The sequence below is a fragment of the Haloarcula sp. CBA1127 genome (assembly GCF_001485575.1).
Lineage (GTDB): Archaea > Halobacteriota > Halobacteria > Halobacteriales > Haloarculaceae > Haloarcula.
The window spans coordinates 169760-184754 of sequence record NZ_BCNB01000006.1 but is presented as its reverse complement, the minus strand read 5'-3'; the positions used below and the strand labels follow the sequence as shown (position 1 = coordinate 184754).

Genomic DNA, 14995 nt, shown 5'->3' with positions numbered 1-14995 from the left:
GGCCCCGTCAGTCAAACGTGTAGGCCATCATCACTTCGTCGACCTGCTCGCCGTCGACGGTGTAGTGGTTCCGCCGGATACCCTCTGTGTGCCAGCCGTGGTCTTCGAGGAACACCATCGCGTTCTCCGTAATCGCTGGCACGCTGTTGTACAGCTTCCGGTAGCCGTTGGCTTCCGCCCAGTCCAGCCCGCGTTGCATGAGCTGGCTGCCGATGCCCTGGCCACGCTGTTCCTCCCTGACGCCGACGGTGAGCTGGGCCGTCTCGCGAAGCTTGTCCAGTTGCGGGATGTCGAGGTGGCACCAGCCGACGACCGCCTCGTCAACTGTCGCGACGAAAAACACTCTCGATTCGACTGTGTTGTGCCGTGTGACGGCATCCTCGTACAGCAACTGCTCGGCGACGCTCTCGGCGACAACGTACGTCCCGTCGCTTGAGACGTTCCGAATGGTCTGGACGAGCCCCTCGAAATCGTCGTTGTGGGCCGGTCGAATCGTGTACGTCAGCCCGTTCGTGGTGTGTTCCTCGACTGAGCCGACATCGAGCGCCAGCGTCAGTGTCCCACCGTCGTCCTCGATGTACCCCTTCGACAGAAGGTGCGTCAGGGCCTTCTCGAACGCTTCGGGAGAGAGGTCTACCATCTCACGGACTCTATGCCGTGCCGCCGTCCCGTGTCGTTCGACGTACTGGTACACCTCCATCGCTGCGCTCGTTTCGAATGTCGGCCGTTCGACAGCGTCCATACCGGTTGTATCTACTAGCAGATTATTAACAATTGTTATTTGGTAACACGAAACAGGGAACGTGGTGAGAGTTCTCCCGGACTGGTCATAGTCGAATGTGATGGGATGTGCCTGACTGTCGGTTCAGGCCGTGTCCGGAATCGGGTCGGAGATGACAACGGCGTCGCCTTCGATAACGCAGTTCCCCTCCGAATCATCGACAGCCGTGGCCAGGCGGAACCGGTTGTCCTGAATGCGCTCGACGACCTCACAGCGGGCGGTGACCTCCTCGTCGATGTCGACAGGTCCCTGATAGCTCAGTTCTTGGGAGAGGTAAACCGTCAGTCCGGGGAGCCGCGCCAGAGCCGCGCTGATGATGCCGGACACGAGCGTTCCGTGGACAATCCGGCGGCCAAACCGCGTTCCGTCCGCGAACGTCGCGTCAAGGTGGAGTCTGTTCGTGTCGCCACTCGCTTCGGCGAAGGCCTCCACGTCTGCCTTGGATATCGTCTTGCTGAACTCGACGTGGTCACCCACGTCGATACCGTCGGCAGTCCCGTAACTCTCGAACGTCCAGTCCTCGTTCTCGTACAGCGTGTCTGGCCGGGTGAACCGCTTTCGCTGTGACTGGTCATTGAACGCTCCCCTTGCCCGAGAGAGATGCGGGATGTAGTCCGAGAGGTCGGTCGTCGTGACGATACCGACGAGCGACCCGTCCTCGACGACGGGCAGTTTCTTGATGTTGTTCGTCCGCAACCGATCCACAGCCGTTTCGATGTCCGCGTCGGGGGTGACCGTCACAAGCGTCTCGGCCATTACGTCACCGACCGACAGCGCTCTGGTATCCCCCTCGGCTGCGGTGACGGCGACGATGTCGCTCTCCGTGATGATGCCGACGCAGCCGCCGTCCTCGACGACGAGCGAACCGATCTCCTCGTCGCGGAGGCGCTGGGCCGCCTCGATGACCGGCGCGTCGGGGCTGATGGTTTTGACAGGTGTCCGCATGATTTCCCTGACTGGCAGCGGGACGAGCATTGTACCGAAACCCAGACATGGCAGACGTATAACAGTCCGCCCGGCGACACCGCCACGCTTGTGTCGCCGGCCGCCAACACCCATGTGATGCGATGGGGCGTGTTCGGCGTTATCGGTGTCCTCGTGGTCGCTGCCGGCTGTAGCGGCTTCACCGGGTCGCCGTCTCAGCCCGCGGGGACCGCCGTCGACGGCCAGTCGGCAGTCGACGTTCCGGAGTCCGCTGTCACCGTGACGGTCACGGCTGTCGTCGACGGCGACACGATACAGGTCGCCTACGAGAACGGGACAGGTGATACGGTCCGACTCGTCGGCGTCGACACGCCCGAAGTCCACACCGAGAACGACCCCGCGGAGTTCGAGGGCGTCCCCGAGACCGACGCTAGTGCGTCCTGCCTCCGTGGAGCCGGCACGAACGCGTCGTCGCTCGCCAAGCAGCAACTGCTGGGCGAGACAGTCGGACTCTCGTTCGACCCGAATCTGGACCGGCGCGGCTACTACGACCGACTACTGGCCTACGTTGTCCACGACGGGACGCTGTTTAACTATCGACTCGTCGAGACCGGCCATGCCCGCGTGTACGACAGCGAATTCACGCGAGCCGACCGATTCTACGCGGCCGAGGACGCTGCCCGCTCCGACCGGCGCGGACTCTGGCGCTGTGTGGATTCGGACGCAGTGACCCGCACGGCTATCGCCGACGGTGGGTCCGAGAGCGCCAGCGGCGTCGAAATTGCGGAAATCCACGCCGACGCGGCGGGCAACGACAACGAGAACCTGAACGATGAGTACGTCACACTCACGAATACCGGCGATGAGCCCGTCGGCCTCTCCGGGTGGACGGTCAGCGACGAAGTCGGCCATCAGTACACATTCGCGAACCTGACCCTCGACCCGAACGCGTCGGTGTCGCTCTACACCGGCAGCGGCACCGACACTGAGACCGAGCGGTACTGGGGCCGGAACGGGGCGGTCTGGAACAACGACGGCGACACAGTCATTGTCAAGAACGCCAGCGGCGAGACGGTCCTTCGACAGCCGTACTGACGCTGTCACGCCGCCACGGCAGTATAAACACCTCCAGTGCTAACGGTACCCATGACCATCCGCCGGCTGACGCCGACGCCACGGGCGGTCGACTGGGGGCTGTTCGGGGCGGTGGCGACGCTGCTTGCCACTGGTGTCGCCACCATCTTCGCAGGCATCCCCAGCAGCGCGTGGATTATCGACCTCCATGCGCTCTCCGGTGTGGTGCTGACGCTTCTGTTGCCGGTGAAGCTTCGTCGTGTCTTCCACCGTGTCGCTCCGTCGCGGCTGACCGGTACTCGTGTCCTCTCGGTCGGTCTGGCCGCCGTTACACTGGGCGCGCTCGGTACCGGCGTCTGGTGGATATTCGGCGGCACGCTCGACCTCGGTCCATGGGGGCTGTTTCACCTCCACGTCGCGCTCGGCCTGCTGGTCCCGCCACTGCTACTGGTGCATCTCCGCGCCCGGTTCTACTCGCCGGCGCAGGCCACCCGTGGCGGCCGTCGGGCCATCCTCCGGTACGCTGGGCTGGTGACTGCGGGGGCGTTCCTCTGGCGAGTCCAGGGGCCAGTCAACGATGCCCTCGACACGGCTGGCGTGGACCGAAGGTACACCGGGTCGCGAGAGGACGGGACCGGCGACGGCAACCGGTTCCCTGTCACTAGCTGGGTCGCCGACGACCCGGACCCGGTCGACGCGGCCGACTGGTCGCTGTCGGTCGCTGGCCGGGTCGCCCGCGAGACAAGCTACGTCGCCGGCGACCTCTCGCCGGACGCGACTGAGTCGGCAATACTTGACTGCACGAGCGGCTGGTTCTCCGGCCACGAGTGGCATGGCGTTCGGGTCGGGGACCTGCTCGACGCTGCCGACCCCGACGACGCGGCGGCGTGGGTCCAGTTCCGTTCCGTCACCGGCTACCGCTGGAGTCTCCCCCTGTCGGAGGCCCGCGATGCCATGCTGGCTACCCACGTCGATGGCGAGCGCCTGGCCCACGGTCACGGCTACCCGCTCCGACTCGTTGCGCCCGGCCGTCGAGGGTTTCAGTGGGTGAAGTGGGTCGAGTCAGTGCGCGTCAGCAAGCGCCGCGAACTCGGGGAGTGGCTTGCGATATTCGTGAGCGGACTTTGAGTCCGTCCGAGCCCCTCAGCGGCAGCGCGGTCGCCGCTCCTTGTGGCCCTTCCCCTCGGAAGGCGGCGGTTACCTGTAGTACATAGCTGCTTCGGACGGGTACGCTCCGCTGCACCGTCGGTCCTCGCTGACTCCCGGCCGTGTAACACTGCGCTGTCAACGCTCGAAAGAGCAGCTTACCACTGTAGTTGTCATTGAAGCTACCACTAACGAAGTACCGCTGCGCGATAGCAGGAGGCATGAACTGGCGGCACCCCGCTCGATTTGCCGGTCCGTCGAACACCGCCGTCGCCCTGTGGGCGGTCGCCGTCGCTTTTTTCGGCGTCGGCGACCTCGTCACGACGCTCATTGGCTACAGCATTACTGGCGTGACCGAACTCAGCCCCGTGGTCAAACTACTGCTGGAAGAGCACGCGGTGCTGGTGCTGACTGGCCTGAAAGCAACCGTGTTCGTGGGCTTTTTCGCCGTCTGGAAGTACGTTTCTCGGCCGTATTCCATCGGCGTCCCGCTCGGACTGGCGCTACTAGGCGTTGCGGTGACAGCGTGGAACACCGGTATCATCCTCACAGCTGTACTGGCCTGAGCCCCGGCGATCGGCCGCTTCCAGTACCCGTTGTGTTCTGTGCGGCAGTCACGCACGCTATACCAGCGCGTCGATAGAATCCCAGAGGTCCGGCCCGCCGTCGTCGCCCGACTCGTAGTGAATCGGCACGAAGCCCGCGTTGCGTGCGCCCTCGACATCGCTTTCGTACTCGTTGCCGACCATCACGTACTCGTCGGCCGGAAGCTCCTCCCGGACCCGGTCGAACGGAGCGCTGTCGGGCTTGTGTGCACCGACCTCGTAGGAGGCGACAAAGAGGTCGAACAGGTCGGTCAGCCCGTGATGGTCGAGCTTTGCGACCTGCCGCTCCCGGATACCGTTGGTGACAATCGCGAGCTGATTGTCGGCGGCAAGTGCGGTCAGGCTGTCCCGGGCTGCGTCGGGGACGGTCGTCGATGCGAACTCGGTTTCCCTGAGCGTCTCGACCAGCGTGTCGAGGTCCACGTCCGCCCCGACCGCCTCCACGACGGCGGCCATCGACTGGCGGTACGGGTTCGGCTCCAGCGCCTCGAAGGCCGTGTAGAACGCCTCCTTGCTAACGGCCCGGACCTCGTCCGTATACTCGATACCGTGAGCCTCGACTGTTCTCTGGATGATATTCTTGTACGGCTCCGGATAGTGGACGACCGTGTCGTCGAGGTCGAAACAGATGGTCGTCGTCATGTGTCGTCGTCGTAGACCGGCTGTCCGTCCTCGGTTGGCGGCGCGACGTAGTCGATGTACTCCTCGGCCGTCGGTTCGGTGACGGTCACGTTCATGTGGATGTCGCCCAGTTCCGAAGGGTCACCGACCGCGAAGTTAATCCGCCCCTCGAACGCTGCCTGCTTTTTCACGTCGAACGCGAAGGTGTCACCCTCTAGATTGTCGAAGAAGACCGACCGGGCTGTGTCCAGAATTTCCCGCCGGTGGAGGAGCTCGGAGAACCCGTCCATCGTGTGTACCTCTGCGACGAGCGCGCCCTGCTGGTGGGTCGGGTCAGCCTCTGGGAAGAGGTTCTGGATGGCGTCGGCGACTCTGTCGGTTACTTCGGTGTCGTTGACGGGGGCCTCGATTCGGACGTCGACGGAGTAGACGGCGCTCATTGGTCGAGTGCCTCCGGGCCGTCACGGATCAGTGTGCGAACGGTCCGCTGGAACGCGGCCAGCGTCTCCGTATTTTCGATAGTCAGGTCGGCCATGTCCATGGCCTCGCCCATTCCGAATCCGAGTTCGCGAGCGTCGCGGTCCTCAAGCGATTCGCCGCCGTCTTCCGCCGAGGTGTCCCGCCCACGGAGGTCAAGTCGGTCGGCCCGCAGTTCAAACGGTGCGTCTACCTCGACCAGCAGGAACGTGTCGCCGAACGCCGACTCGAACGCCTCGACTTCCACGTCCGACCGGATACCGTCGACGAGGACGGTGTCGTTCGATTCGAGTTCCGCCTCGATCATCGGTAGCGAGCGCTCAGCGATGGCGGCGGGGCCGTTCTCCTCTCGGAGCGCCTTCGCGACTGTCCCGTGGTCCGTTGCGGGGTCGAGCCCGCGGTCACGGCACTCTTCGCGGATGACGTCGCCCATCGTCACGACCGGTACGTCCATCTCGGCGGCGACGTTCGCTGCCTCGCTTTTCCCACTGCCCGGCAGCCCGACGATACCGATAACTGTCATTGCCGGGCGTAATCGAGCAGCGGGCAAAAGCCCTCCCGTTCGGATCGGTCTTTACCGTTCGCGGACAACGACGAACTCCGCGAGGTCGCGTAGGTACTCCATCGACTGGGACTCCGGGGCGTCGATGGTCGACAGCGACTCGAGGGCGGCGTCGGACTCGGCCCGCGCTCGCTCGTTTGCCTCCTCTGTCGTCAGCTCCGTCACTTCCACCAACGACGGTCGTTCCATCTCCGCGTCGGTCCCGGCCGGCTTGCCCAGCGTTTCGGCGTCGGCCGTCGCATCGAGCACGTCGTCGCGCATCTGGAAGGCCACGCCGACCCGTTCGGCGTACTGGCCGACTGCCTCGACCGTGTACGGGTCCGAGTCGGCAGCGATCGCGCCCAGCTCTGCCGCAGCGCGGAACAGCGCCCCGGTTTTTCGGCGGGCCAGTTCCATGTACTCCTGCTCGTTGGTGGGCTCTGCGACCAGTTCCATCGCCTCGCCCTCGCCTAGTTCGACCATCGACTCGGAGACGGTCTGCATGGCGCGCTCGTCCGTCGAGAATAGATTGAACGCTTCGCCGAGCAGGCCATCGGAGGCGATGATTGCGGGGCCGTGGCCGAAGGCTTCCCAAGCGGCCGGGGACCCCCGGCGGAGTTCTGACTCGTCGATGATGTCGTCGATGACTAGCGAAGCGTTGTGGACGAGTTCAATGCCGACTGCGAAATCGACGGCATCGGCCGGCTCCCCACCCAGCGCCTCACACACCAGCACTGTCACCGTCGGCCGCACTCGCTTCCCCCCAGAAAGCGCCACGTGGCGCACTTCGTCTGCGAGTTCCTCCGGCTCCACGCTGTCGAGAACCGCCTCTAGGCGCTCCTCGACCCGGTCGCGCCGGCGCTCGAGATACTCCATTACCGCTCCCTTAGGACTACCATAAAAAGTACCTTGTCACCCGCGATTCAGTGTGTAGCGGCTACTGGAACTGCTCGATGAGTGCCGGGACGACCTCGAACAGGTCGTCCTGGATGCCGTAGTCGGCGATATCGAATATCGGCGCGTTCGGGTCGGTGTTGATGGCAACGATCGTATCCGACCCCTTCATCCCGGCGACGTGCTGGACGGCCCCGGAGATACCGACGGCGATGTACACGTCTGGGGTGACGACCTTCCCGCTCTGGCCGACCTGACGGTCTTTCGCCAGCCAGCCGTTGTCGATAAGCGGTCGGGAACCCGACACCGTCGCGTCCAGCGCATCAGCGAGGTCGTGGATGATATCCAGGTTCTCCTCCTCCTCGATCCCGCGGCCGACGGACACCAGCACGTCGGCGTCAGTGATGTCGATGTCGCCACCGCCGACCTCTTCGAAGCCTTTCACGGTGGACTTGACGGCGCTCTCGTCGATGGTCGCGTCGAACGCCTCGATGGCAGCATCCCCGTCCGCTTCGATGGTCGGCCACTCGGCCGGGCGGATGGTCACGGCCGCCTGGTCGGCGTGGACGTCGATTGTCGTCTCCGCTTTCGAGCCGTACAGCTCTCTGGTAGCGGTGAGGCCGTCCTCGGCGTCGATGTCGACCACGTCGGTCACGAGTGGTCGGTCGAGCCGGTTGGCGACCGCTGGCGCGTAATCGAGGCCGTTGACGCTGTTTGGCATCAGGAGGACGGTCGGGTCCAGCTCCGTGGCCAGCTGGGTGACGACCTGCGTGTACACGTCGTGGTTGAACTCTTCGCCGATATCGACGGTGTGGACGGCGTCGACGCCTTCGCGGTTCAGCTCCGCCCCGAACGCCTCGACATCGCCGCCGATGACGGCGGTGTGTAGCTCGCTTCCGAGTTCGTCGGCGAGATCGCGACCGGCTGCTAACTGTTCCAAGCTCACCGGTCGGAGCTCCCCGCGCCGGTGCTCGGCGATAGCGAGGACTGACATTAGCTGGTCACCCCCTTCTCCGCGAGCAGTTCAGCCAACTCGGCTGCCGTCTCCTCGGGACTCCCCTCGAACACCGTCGCATCGCCCTCGGTTTCAGGCTCGTACAGCGAGGTCTGTTCCAGCGGGCTTTCAATCCCGGCCGCGTCGAGACCGATATCTGTCAGGCTGTACTCCGCGAGCTCCTTGCTCTGGGCCTGCCGGATGCCTCGAAGACTCGCGTAGCGGGGGTCGTTGATCCCGGTCTGTATCGTCAGTACGGCAGGGATCTCGATGTCGGTGAGTTCCTCGACGCCGCCTTCCAGTTCCCGATGGACGCTGGCGACACCTGCCTCCAGATCGAGGTCGAGGTTGTTGACGACAGCGCCCCACTCCATATCGAGCTTGTCGGCCAGCGTGACACCGGTCGCCCCAAACCCATCGTCGGCGGACTGGACGCCGGTCAGCACCAGATCGGGGTCTTCCTCGGCAGCGACGGCGGCCAGCACTTCTGCCTTCGTCTCGGGGTCTAGCAGGCCGGCGTCATCGAGCGCTTCGTCCCAGACCCGGATGGCGCGGTCGGCCCCCTTCGCCAACGCTTGCCGGATCGTTTCGTCCGTCTCGGACGGGCCGATAGTGGCGGTGACGACCTCGACGTCGTCGTGAGCCTCCTTTATTTGGACGGCCGCTTCGACAGCGTACTCGTCCCACTCGTTGAGGTCGGCTGTGACGTACCGGTCGTCGATAGCGAGTCCGTCGATCTCGAACTCGTCGTCGACGGCTGCCACCTCCTTTACCGTGACAAGGATTTTCATGCTGGAACGTCCGACCGGACAGCGAATAAACGTTTTCGAACCAGAAACCACGCCCGGCTTGTTTACACTCAGGTCGTCCCGTCGGTTACTCGTCGAAGTCGGTGATATCCTCGTCCGGGAACGAAATGAGGTTCTCCCGACCGATACGGAGTTTGTCGATGCGGCCCTCCTCGTCCATCGCTGAGAGCAACTGCGACACCTTCGCGTTCGACCACCCGGTCTCGGAGACGATGCGGGCCTGCTTCATCCGTCCGCCGTTCTCTTCGAGGAGCCGCTCAACGCGTTCCTCATCGCTCAGGAGTTCGACGTCGACATCGTCCGAGGCCGCGGTGTCGCTCGCTGGGGCTGCCGCCCCGGCGCTGTCGTCTCCGTCGTCGGTCCCGGCTGCGACCGATGGAAGCGCGTCGGTGTATCCGGTCTTGAACATGTAACCGACGGCCCCGACGAGCAGCACCATCAGCACGACCCCGCCGATCCAGGTCGAGTCGACGCCGCCAAACATCGATGCCGGGGTTTCTGACGGCGTCTGGGTAGTCGGTTGTTCGCCAGTGTAAACGACGGACAGGTACCCGGGCTCGAACGTCCGTCGCCCCTCGAAAATCAGCTTTCCGTCGTCGACGGCGCTCGGGGCACTTTCCACCCCGTATCCGGGCGGTGGCGAGATGACGAACCGCTGGTCGGCGGTCAGTGTCCCAAACCACGTGCCGTCCGTTGAATTGAACGCGTCCCCGACGACGATGTTCTCGTCGGTGACGACCGCGAAGTTCGTCCACGTAAACTCGAGGATCAGTTGCCCCTTGCGGTCTGACACCTCGTACCGACGGTTGACGTCGGTAATCTCCATCTCGCGGCCGGTGGCGGCACTGGCCTCGTCGCTCGCCTCCCGGAACGCCGGCAGCCACACTGCCTCGGTGTCCTCGCTGGCGAACTGCTCACCGGTGTCTCTAAACCACTCAGTCTCAGCTTCGTCAAGCGCATAGGTGTCCGTTATCGTCCACTTGGCGTCGCCGTTTGACTGTATCTGGAGGGCGAACGTTGTGTTCTCCGCGACCGGTGCCGGTGTCCCGGTCGTCTGTTGGGCGGGAACATCATCCGTCGCCGCCGCTGTCGCAAGCGGCGGGGTCGCCAACAGGGCAAACAGGACAAGGAGGAGGAGGGCACCTGAAACCCGCGGGGTCATTCTCGTTCACCGATGAACGTTCTGGGGGCAAAACCCTTTCCATCCAAGAATAAAACGTCAGCGGACGCTTTGAAAGGTCTAGTGCCTTCTCAGGCAATTATTGAGATATGGAGAATGGGGAGATTTTTGTACGGTGGGCGAGTATCCGATGCTGATGCGTCCCCTCCCCGCAGTCGGTGTGATCCTCCTCATGGTCGTCTCCGTGGCTGCCCCAGTGACTGGGTTCGCCTCGCCGGCCCAGACCGCTGACGGTAGCAATCAGTTGCCACAGATCACGGCCGTCGACAACACGACGAACCATCTCGCTATCCCGGCCAGCGACGTCAGGTCAACGACGTACAACCGATCCTCGATCGATGTCGGTGTCGCGGTTGCAGCCGGATCCAGTGACCTCCGGAGCGACTACGCGACGACGACGTTCGAACGGCAGTTTTTCCAGCAGGACAGCGAGGCCGCTCGCGACCGTCTCGTCGACGAGACATTGACTGATATCGAAAGCCAGCGAACGAGTCTGGAACAACGGAACGAGGCCGCCATCCAGCAGTACGCCAGCGGTACTATAACCGCTACGGAGTTCCTGCGGCAGCTGGCATTGATCGACGCTGAGTCCCGTCAGCTGGCCACCCGGCTTGATCGGATTCGGGCGACCGCCGGCACCGCACCGGACTACTCACTCTCACCGGCTCAGCGCTTCCGCCTGGAAAACAACAGGGGCGTGCTCAAGACGTATCGCGGCCCGATAAGCCAGCGTATCAGTGCTGAAACCGCCGGTGAGACTGAGCCGAATGCGGTGTACGTCGAAGCATCACTGGAGGGGTATATGCTGTCGACGGTCTCGGACGGCCAGTACACACGCGAGACATATCTCGGTCAGGACCGCGAACAGACGGCAGTCGACCAGTTCGCACAGACTAACGACTCCCTCGGTGCGGTCAACACGCGGGCTGAGAGCCTCTATCCATGGCTCTACAGCGAGCAGTACCCGTCTGTTCAGACGTACGGCCGGAGTGCTATCTACCAGATCCAGGCCGACCATCCGAACGGACGGCTGACTGCGTATCTCGACGGCGGCACGAGAAACGTTTTCTACGAAACCCAGACCCTCGACCTGACGACGGTCGACCGGTCGGAAGTAGCGACGAACGTGAACCAGTCAGTTCGCGTCCGAGTCGAGCAGTCCTTCGAGTCCGGACCGCTGCTTGTCACGGTCAGCGACAACAGCACAGGCGCTACGGCCGATGCGACCGTCAAAATAAACGGTAAACGAATCGGCACGACTGGCACAGACGGTGCCCTCTGGACGGTCGAACCCCGTGGGGAGTACACGGTTACTGCCATCACACAGGACGGCGACCGGGTTCGAGTGCCTGTCAGTGGGTCAGTGTAGCGACGCAGGAAAAGTGAGACTCGCTGTTATTCGGGTACTTCTGCAATCGTTGTGATCGCGCGTGGACTGCCCGGTCGGGACTGTCAAACCACCTTTTTCCGGCTCGGGTGACCTTTGGTCACCGCTCCCCGTAAAAACGTGGGCGAAAAAGCGGCCACTCGCTTTGCTCGTGCCCGAAGCGATTACTCGGGGACTTCTGCAATCGTTGTGATCGCACGCGGACTGCCCGGCCGGGACTGTTGAATGTGATGTTCGAAGTCCTCGTACCCGGCCTCAGTGAACATCCGGTCGGCTTCCTCCTCGTCGTAAAACAGCATGATGGCATCGGCCATCTTCTGGAAGACACTTGAGTTCGGGTAGTCGGGGCCGACGATGAGGACCTTGCCACCGGGTTTGGTCAGTCGGCGGCACTCAGCAAGCGCGTCGACGGGGTTGGGCCAGTACTCAATAGACCCCGAGGACCACACCGCGTCGAAACTGTCATCCTTGAACGGGAGTCGTTCGGCGTCACCGAGGTGGTAGCGTACGTCACCGAACTTCCCGAACTTCTCGAAGGCTTTCGAGAGCTGGTGGGGGCTCTGGTCGAGCCCGTACACCGTATCGACGTGTTCGAGCAGCCCCTCAGTGGCGAAGCCGGTGCCACAGCCGACATCGAGGACCTTGTCGTCGGGCGAAAGGTCGAGCATTGCGATCGCCTCGTCGCGCATCCGTTCGTCCCAGATGAAGGGGTTGATCTGGTCGTACACCTTCGAGAGATACTTGTAGAACGTCCGCGCGCGGGCCTTGTTCTCGAGGACTCCCATTACTGCCAGTTTAGGACTTGGCGGTCATAATTCCCCGGATTTTCCCCTGTCTGTCACACAGGGAAACTTCGCAACTACCAAATAGCCGCTCTGGCAACGCTCACGTGATTAGAGAATGCCACGGCCAGAAGTTCTTGACAGGATACAGGAGGCCGAGCAGGAGGCCGACGAGATCGTCGAAGAGGCCGAACAAGACCGCGAAGACCGCATCGCGGAGGCTCGCGAGGAGGCTGACGAGATCCGCGACTCTGCGCGGGAAGAGGCCGAGGCGGCCGCAGAGGATCGTCTCGAAGCGGCTCGCGAAGAGATCGAGGCCGAACGCGAGCAAATCATCGAAGACGGTGAGAGCGCTCGCGACGACCTCGAACAGCAGGCAAGTGAACAGATCGACGAGGTAGTCGAATACGTCACAGACCTGTTCGAGGAGGCGGTGCATGCTCAGACCTGAGAAGATGTGCCGCGTCTCGGTGACGGGGTCGAAACGCGCGATGGAGCAGACTATCGAGGCCGTCCACGACCTCGATATGCTCCACGTCACCGAGTACGACGGCTCCTGGGACGGATTCGAACCCGGGAACTCGCTCGACGGAACCAACGAGGTCTCGGACAAGCTCGTCACGGTCCGCTCACTGCAGTCCATTCTGGGTGTCAGTGAAGAGGACGCCGGTCCGACGCGGGTCGTCACAGACGAGGCGATTGAGGAGCAACTCGATGAGGTTCGGACGGCAGTCAACGAACTCGACGACCGGCGCGACGAGGTCCGTGACGAACTCCGGGCCGTCGAGGACCAGATCAACACGATGGCGCCGTTCGTTGCGCTGGGCATAGATCTCGACCTGCTCCGTGGCTACGACTCGCTGTCAGTCGTCGTCGGCGAGGGCGACAGCGACGAGATCGAGGCTGTCCTCGCAGATAGCGATGTCGGGACGTTCGAGCTGTTCACTGAGGACAGCGTCGTCGCCGTGTTCGCACAGGCCGAAGAAGACGACCTGCAGGACGCACTGGTTGGGGCGACGTTCTCCCGACTCGAAGTCCCCGAGGGTGACGGCGACCCGACGGCGTATCTCGAAGAGCTGGAACACGAGAAACAACAGCTCGAATCGAAGCTCTCGACTGTTGAGGACGAACTCAACGAACTCCGCCTCGACCACGCCGGATTCCTGCTTGCGGCCGAGGAGAAACTGGCTATCGAGGCCCAGAAGGGCGAAGCGCCACTCACCTTCGCAACGACGGAAAACGCCTTCATCGCTGAGGGCTGGATTCCGAACGAGCGCTACGAGGCATTCGAGCGGGCTCTTTCGAGCGCTGTCGGCGATGCTGTCGACATCGACCGGATCGAAATCGCCGAGTACGACAGCGAGGGGCACGCAGAGTCCCACGAGGAAGTCGAGCGGGAAGGCGGCAACGGCGGCGAACCCGTCGGCAGTTCCGTCGATGCTCCCGAGCCGGAGAGCGAGAGCCAACCGCAGGAAACCGTCGCTGACGGTGGCGTCATCACGATGGGTGACGACGCGCCGCCCGTCATTCAGGATAACCCGAGCGGCGTCCGACCCTTCGAGGACCTCGTCGAGGTCGTCAACCGGCCGAAATACGGTGAGTTCGACCCGACGGTTGCCTTCTTCCTGACGTTCCCGGCCTTCTTCGGGTTCATGATCGGTGACGTCGGGTATGGACTGCTGTACCTCGCGCTTGGCTACGGGCTGTACTCAGCGGTTGACAGCGATGTGCTGAAAAGTCTCGGGGGCGTCGGAATGTGGGCCGGTGGATTCACGATGCTGTTTGGGCTGCTGTACGGCGAGATCTTCGGCCTGCACACAATCTCGAACGTCGTGTGGCCTGCCCTCGGGTTCGAAGGAGCGCCGTTCCACAAGGGACTGCAGCCGGCGTACGGCGAGTACGCTATCGGATGGCTGACGCTGAGCCTCCTGGCCGGGATGCTCCACCTCGCTGTGGGGTGGACGTTCGACTTCATCGAGAACCTGAACCACGGCCTCTGGGACGCTGTCACCGAGAGCGGCTCCTGGCTCCTGATGCTGTTTGGCCTCTGGGCCTGGGTGTTCTCCGGCGCAGCGGGCTCGGCACCGGACTTCCTCTACACCGCTGAGGAAGGCATCTTTGCTGGGAACCCGTTCCCGCTCGGCTTCGCCGGGCTCCCGGCTATCGACCTGTTCAGTGTCGGTGGGTTCCCGATATCAGCGTGGTTGCTGGTGTTTTTCGCCGGCCTCGTGTTGCTGGCGCTCGCTGACCCCATCGAAGTCGTCGAGTTCCTCAACGTGTTCGTGAACGTGCTATCGTACACGCGACTGGCAGCAGTGCTCCTGGCGAAGGCCGGGATGGCCTTCGTGGTCAATCTGCTGTTCTTCGGTGTGTTCGTCACGGACGACGGAGCGTGGCACTTCGGTATCAGTCACGCACCGAGCTACTACCTCGAAGAAGGCGTCTACCACGGCCACGAAGTCACAGAGGTCATGTTCGGTGGCCTGATGCACTCGGGCATTGCTGGTCTTGTCGGAGGACTGCTCGTCCTTGTGCTGGGGCACCTCCTCGTCCTCGTACTGGGTATCACCAGTGCCGGACTACAGGGTGTGCGTCTCGAATACGTGGAGTTCTTCGGCAAGTTCTTCGAGGGCGGCGGCAAGCGGTACAACCCGTTCGGCTACGAGCGGGCCTACACCACTGACGACTGACCGCTATCGACCTTACTTCCGATATTTGTCGGTACTCCGGTAGCTACTGCACTACTGTCGCGCACTCGGTGTCTGGTACCAGATGACAAC

General features: G+C 63.3%; 16 protein-coding genes. 6 read left to right on the top strand and 10 right to left on the bottom strand.

Going from position 1 to position 14995, the window contains the following annotated elements:
• Nucleotides 1–7: 7 nt before the first annotated feature.
• Complete coding sequence (locus AV059_RS05580) at nucleotides 8–742, bottom strand: GNAT family N-acetyltransferase (protein ID WP_058992900.1); 735 nt, start codon at nucleotides 740–742, stop codon at nucleotides 8–10.
• 123 nt (nucleotides 743–865) lie between these two features.
• Nucleotides 866–1756, bottom strand: coding sequence for a CBS domain-containing protein (locus tag AV059_RS05575; protein WP_058992899.1), 891 nt, complete (start codon nucleotides 1754–1756; stop codon nucleotides 866–868).
• 87 nt (nucleotides 1757–1843) lie between these two features.
• Between AV059_RS05575 and AV059_RS05570 the strand changes: the two genes are divergently transcribed.
• The 3 genes from AV059_RS05570 to AV059_RS05560 all read left to right on the top strand — a co-directional run bounded on the left by AV059_RS05570 (nucleotide 1844) and on the right by AV059_RS05560 (nucleotide 4491).
• Nucleotides 1844–2800 (top strand): lamin tail domain-containing protein, encoded by a 957-nt coding sequence (locus AV059_RS05570; RefSeq protein WP_058992897.1) that lies wholly within the window; start codon nucleotides 1844–1846, stop codon nucleotides 2798–2800.
• A 51-nt stretch (nucleotides 2801–2851) separates the two neighbouring features.
• Entirely contained in the window at nucleotides 2852–3907 is a 1056-nt protein-coding gene (locus AV059_RS05565; protein ID WP_058992895.1) for a molybdopterin-dependent oxidoreductase, read from the top strand.
• A gap of 239 nt (nucleotides 3908–4146) precedes the next feature.
• Complete coding sequence (locus tag AV059_RS05560; RefSeq protein WP_004964575.1) at nucleotides 4147–4491, top strand: hypothetical protein; 345 nt, start codon at nucleotides 4147–4149, stop codon at nucleotides 4489–4491.
• 57 nt (nucleotides 4492–4548) lie between these two features.
• On the opposite strand, the gene AV059_RS05555 is transcribed toward AV059_RS05560, so the two are convergent.
• The 7 genes from AV059_RS05555 to AV059_RS05525 form a co-directional block, all read right to left on the bottom strand.
• Entirely contained in the window at nucleotides 4549–5172 is a 624-nt protein-coding gene (locus tag AV059_RS05555; protein WP_058992892.1) for an HAD family hydrolase, read from the bottom strand.
• Nucleotides 5169–5591 (bottom strand): RNA-binding domain-containing protein, encoded by a 423-nt coding sequence (locus tag AV059_RS05550; RefSeq protein WP_058992890.1) that lies wholly within the window; start codon nucleotides 5589–5591, stop codon nucleotides 5169–5171. Before AV059_RS05550 ends, AV059_RS05555 begins: the two co-directional genes overlap by 4 nt.
• Nucleotides 5588–6151, bottom strand: a complete 564-nt coding sequence (locus AV059_RS05545; RefSeq protein ID WP_058992888.1) for an AAA family ATPase — start codon at nucleotides 6149–6151, stop codon at nucleotides 5588–5590. Before AV059_RS05545 ends, AV059_RS05550 begins: the two co-directional genes overlap by 4 nt.
• A gap of 51 nt (nucleotides 6152–6202) precedes the next feature.
• Nucleotides 6203–7045: a polyprenyl synthetase family protein gene (locus AV059_RS05540; RefSeq protein ID WP_058992886.1), complete on the bottom strand. Its 843-nt coding sequence runs from the start codon at nucleotides 7043–7045 to the stop codon at nucleotides 6203–6205.
• A 61-nt stretch (nucleotides 7046–7106) separates the two neighbouring features.
• Nucleotides 7107–8057, bottom strand: coding sequence for an electron transfer flavoprotein subunit alpha/FixB family protein (locus AV059_RS05535; RefSeq protein ID WP_058992884.1), 951 nt, complete (start codon nucleotides 8055–8057; stop codon nucleotides 7107–7109).
• On the bottom strand, nucleotides 8057–8848 hold the full coding sequence (locus tag AV059_RS05530) for an electron transfer flavoprotein subunit beta/FixA family protein (RefSeq protein WP_058992882.1): 792 nt from the start codon (nucleotides 8846–8848) through the stop codon (nucleotides 8057–8059). Before AV059_RS05530 ends, AV059_RS05535 begins: the two co-directional genes overlap by 1 nt.
• Nucleotides 8849–8933: 85 nt before the next feature.
• Entirely contained in the window at nucleotides 8934–10028 is a 1095-nt protein-coding gene (locus AV059_RS05525; RefSeq protein WP_058992880.1) for a hypothetical protein, read from the bottom strand.
• Nucleotides 10029–10182: 154 nt separating this feature from the next.
• Here AV059_RS05525 and AV059_RS05520 point away from each other — a divergent pair, with 154 nt between their 5' ends.
• Nucleotides 10183–11415 carry a hypothetical protein gene (locus tag AV059_RS05520; protein ID WP_058992877.1) on the top strand — a complete coding sequence of 411 codons (1233 nt, stop codon included), beginning with the start codon at nucleotides 10183–10185 and terminating at the stop codon, nucleotides 11413–11415.
• Between the two features lie 182 nt (nucleotides 11416–11597).
• Here the strand turns inward: AV059_RS05520 and AV059_RS05515 are convergent, their stop codons facing one another.
• Nucleotides 11598–12218 carry a methyltransferase domain-containing protein gene (locus AV059_RS05515; protein ID WP_058992875.1) on the bottom strand — a complete coding sequence of 207 codons (621 nt, stop codon included), beginning with the start codon at nucleotides 12216–12218 and terminating at the stop codon, nucleotides 11598–11600.
• Between the two features lie 115 nt (nucleotides 12219–12333).
• Between AV059_RS05515 and ahaH the strand changes: the two genes are divergently transcribed.
• Complete coding sequence (gene ahaH / locus AV059_RS05510; protein WP_058992873.1) at nucleotides 12334–12666, top strand: ATP synthase archaeal subunit H; 333 nt, start codon at nucleotides 12334–12336, stop codon at nucleotides 12664–12666.
• Complete coding sequence (locus tag AV059_RS05505; RefSeq protein ID WP_058992872.1) at nucleotides 12653–14905, top strand: V-type ATP synthase subunit I; 2253 nt, start codon at nucleotides 12653–12655, stop codon at nucleotides 14903–14905. The genes ahaH and AV059_RS05505 overlap by 14 nt, the downstream gene beginning before the upstream one ends.
• The last annotated feature ends 90 nt before the right edge of the window (nucleotides 14906–14995 follow it).

Coding starts and splice junctions, on each gene's coding strand:
- AV059_RS05550 (WP_058992890.1), bottom strand. CDS start 5,591: ATGAGCGCCGTCTACTCCGTCGACGTCCGAATCGAGGCCCCCGTCAAC.
- AV059_RS05520 (WP_058992877.1), top strand. CDS start 10,183: ATGCGTCCCCTCCCCGCAGTCGGTGTGATCCTCCTCATGGTCGTCTCC.
- AV059_RS05545 (WP_058992888.1), bottom strand. CDS start 6,151: ATGACAGTTATCGGTATCGTCGGGCTGCCGGGCAGTGGGAAAAGCGAG.
- ahaH (WP_058992873.1), top strand. CDS start 12,334: ATGCCACGGCCAGAAGTTCTTGACAGGATACAGGAGGCCGAGCAGGAG.
- AV059_RS05535 (WP_058992884.1), bottom strand. CDS start 8,057: ATGTCAGTCCTCGCTATCGCCGAGCACCGGCGCGGGGAGCTCCGACCG.
- AV059_RS05555 (WP_058992892.1), bottom strand. CDS start 5,172: ATGACGACGACCATCTGTTTCGACCTCGACGACACGGTCGTCCACTAT.
- AV059_RS05570 (WP_058992897.1), top strand. CDS start 1,844: ATGCGATGGGGCGTGTTCGGCGTTATCGGTGTCCTCGTGGTCGCTGCC.
- AV059_RS05530 (WP_058992882.1), bottom strand. CDS start 8,848: ATGAAAATCCTTGTCACGGTAAAGGAGGTGGCAGCCGTCGACGACGAG.
- AV059_RS05575 (WP_058992899.1), bottom strand. CDS start 1,756: ATGCTCGTCCCGCTGCCAGTCAGGGAAATCATGCGGACACCTGTCAAA.
- AV059_RS05525 (WP_058992880.1), bottom strand. CDS start 10,028: ATGACCCCGCGGGTTTCAGGTGCCCTCCTCCTCCTTGTCCTGTTTGCC.
- AV059_RS05515 (WP_058992875.1), bottom strand. CDS start 12,218: ATGGGAGTCCTCGAGAACAAGGCCCGCGCGCGGACGTTCTACAAGTAT.
- AV059_RS05565 (WP_058992895.1), top strand. CDS start 2,852: ATGACCATCCGCCGGCTGACGCCGACGCCACGGGCGGTCGACTGGGGG.
- AV059_RS05505 (WP_058992872.1), top strand. CDS start 12,653: ATGCTCAGACCTGAGAAGATGTGCCGCGTCTCGGTGACGGGGTCGAAA.
- AV059_RS05540 (WP_058992886.1), bottom strand. CDS start 7,045: ATGGAGTATCTCGAGCGCCGGCGCGACCGGGTCGAGGAGCGCCTAGAG.
- AV059_RS05560 (WP_004964575.1), top strand. CDS start 4,147: ATGAACTGGCGGCACCCCGCTCGATTTGCCGGTCCGTCGAACACCGCC.
- AV059_RS05580 (WP_058992900.1), bottom strand. CDS start 742: ATGGACGCTGTCGAACGGCCGACATTCGAAACGAGCGCAGCGATGGAG.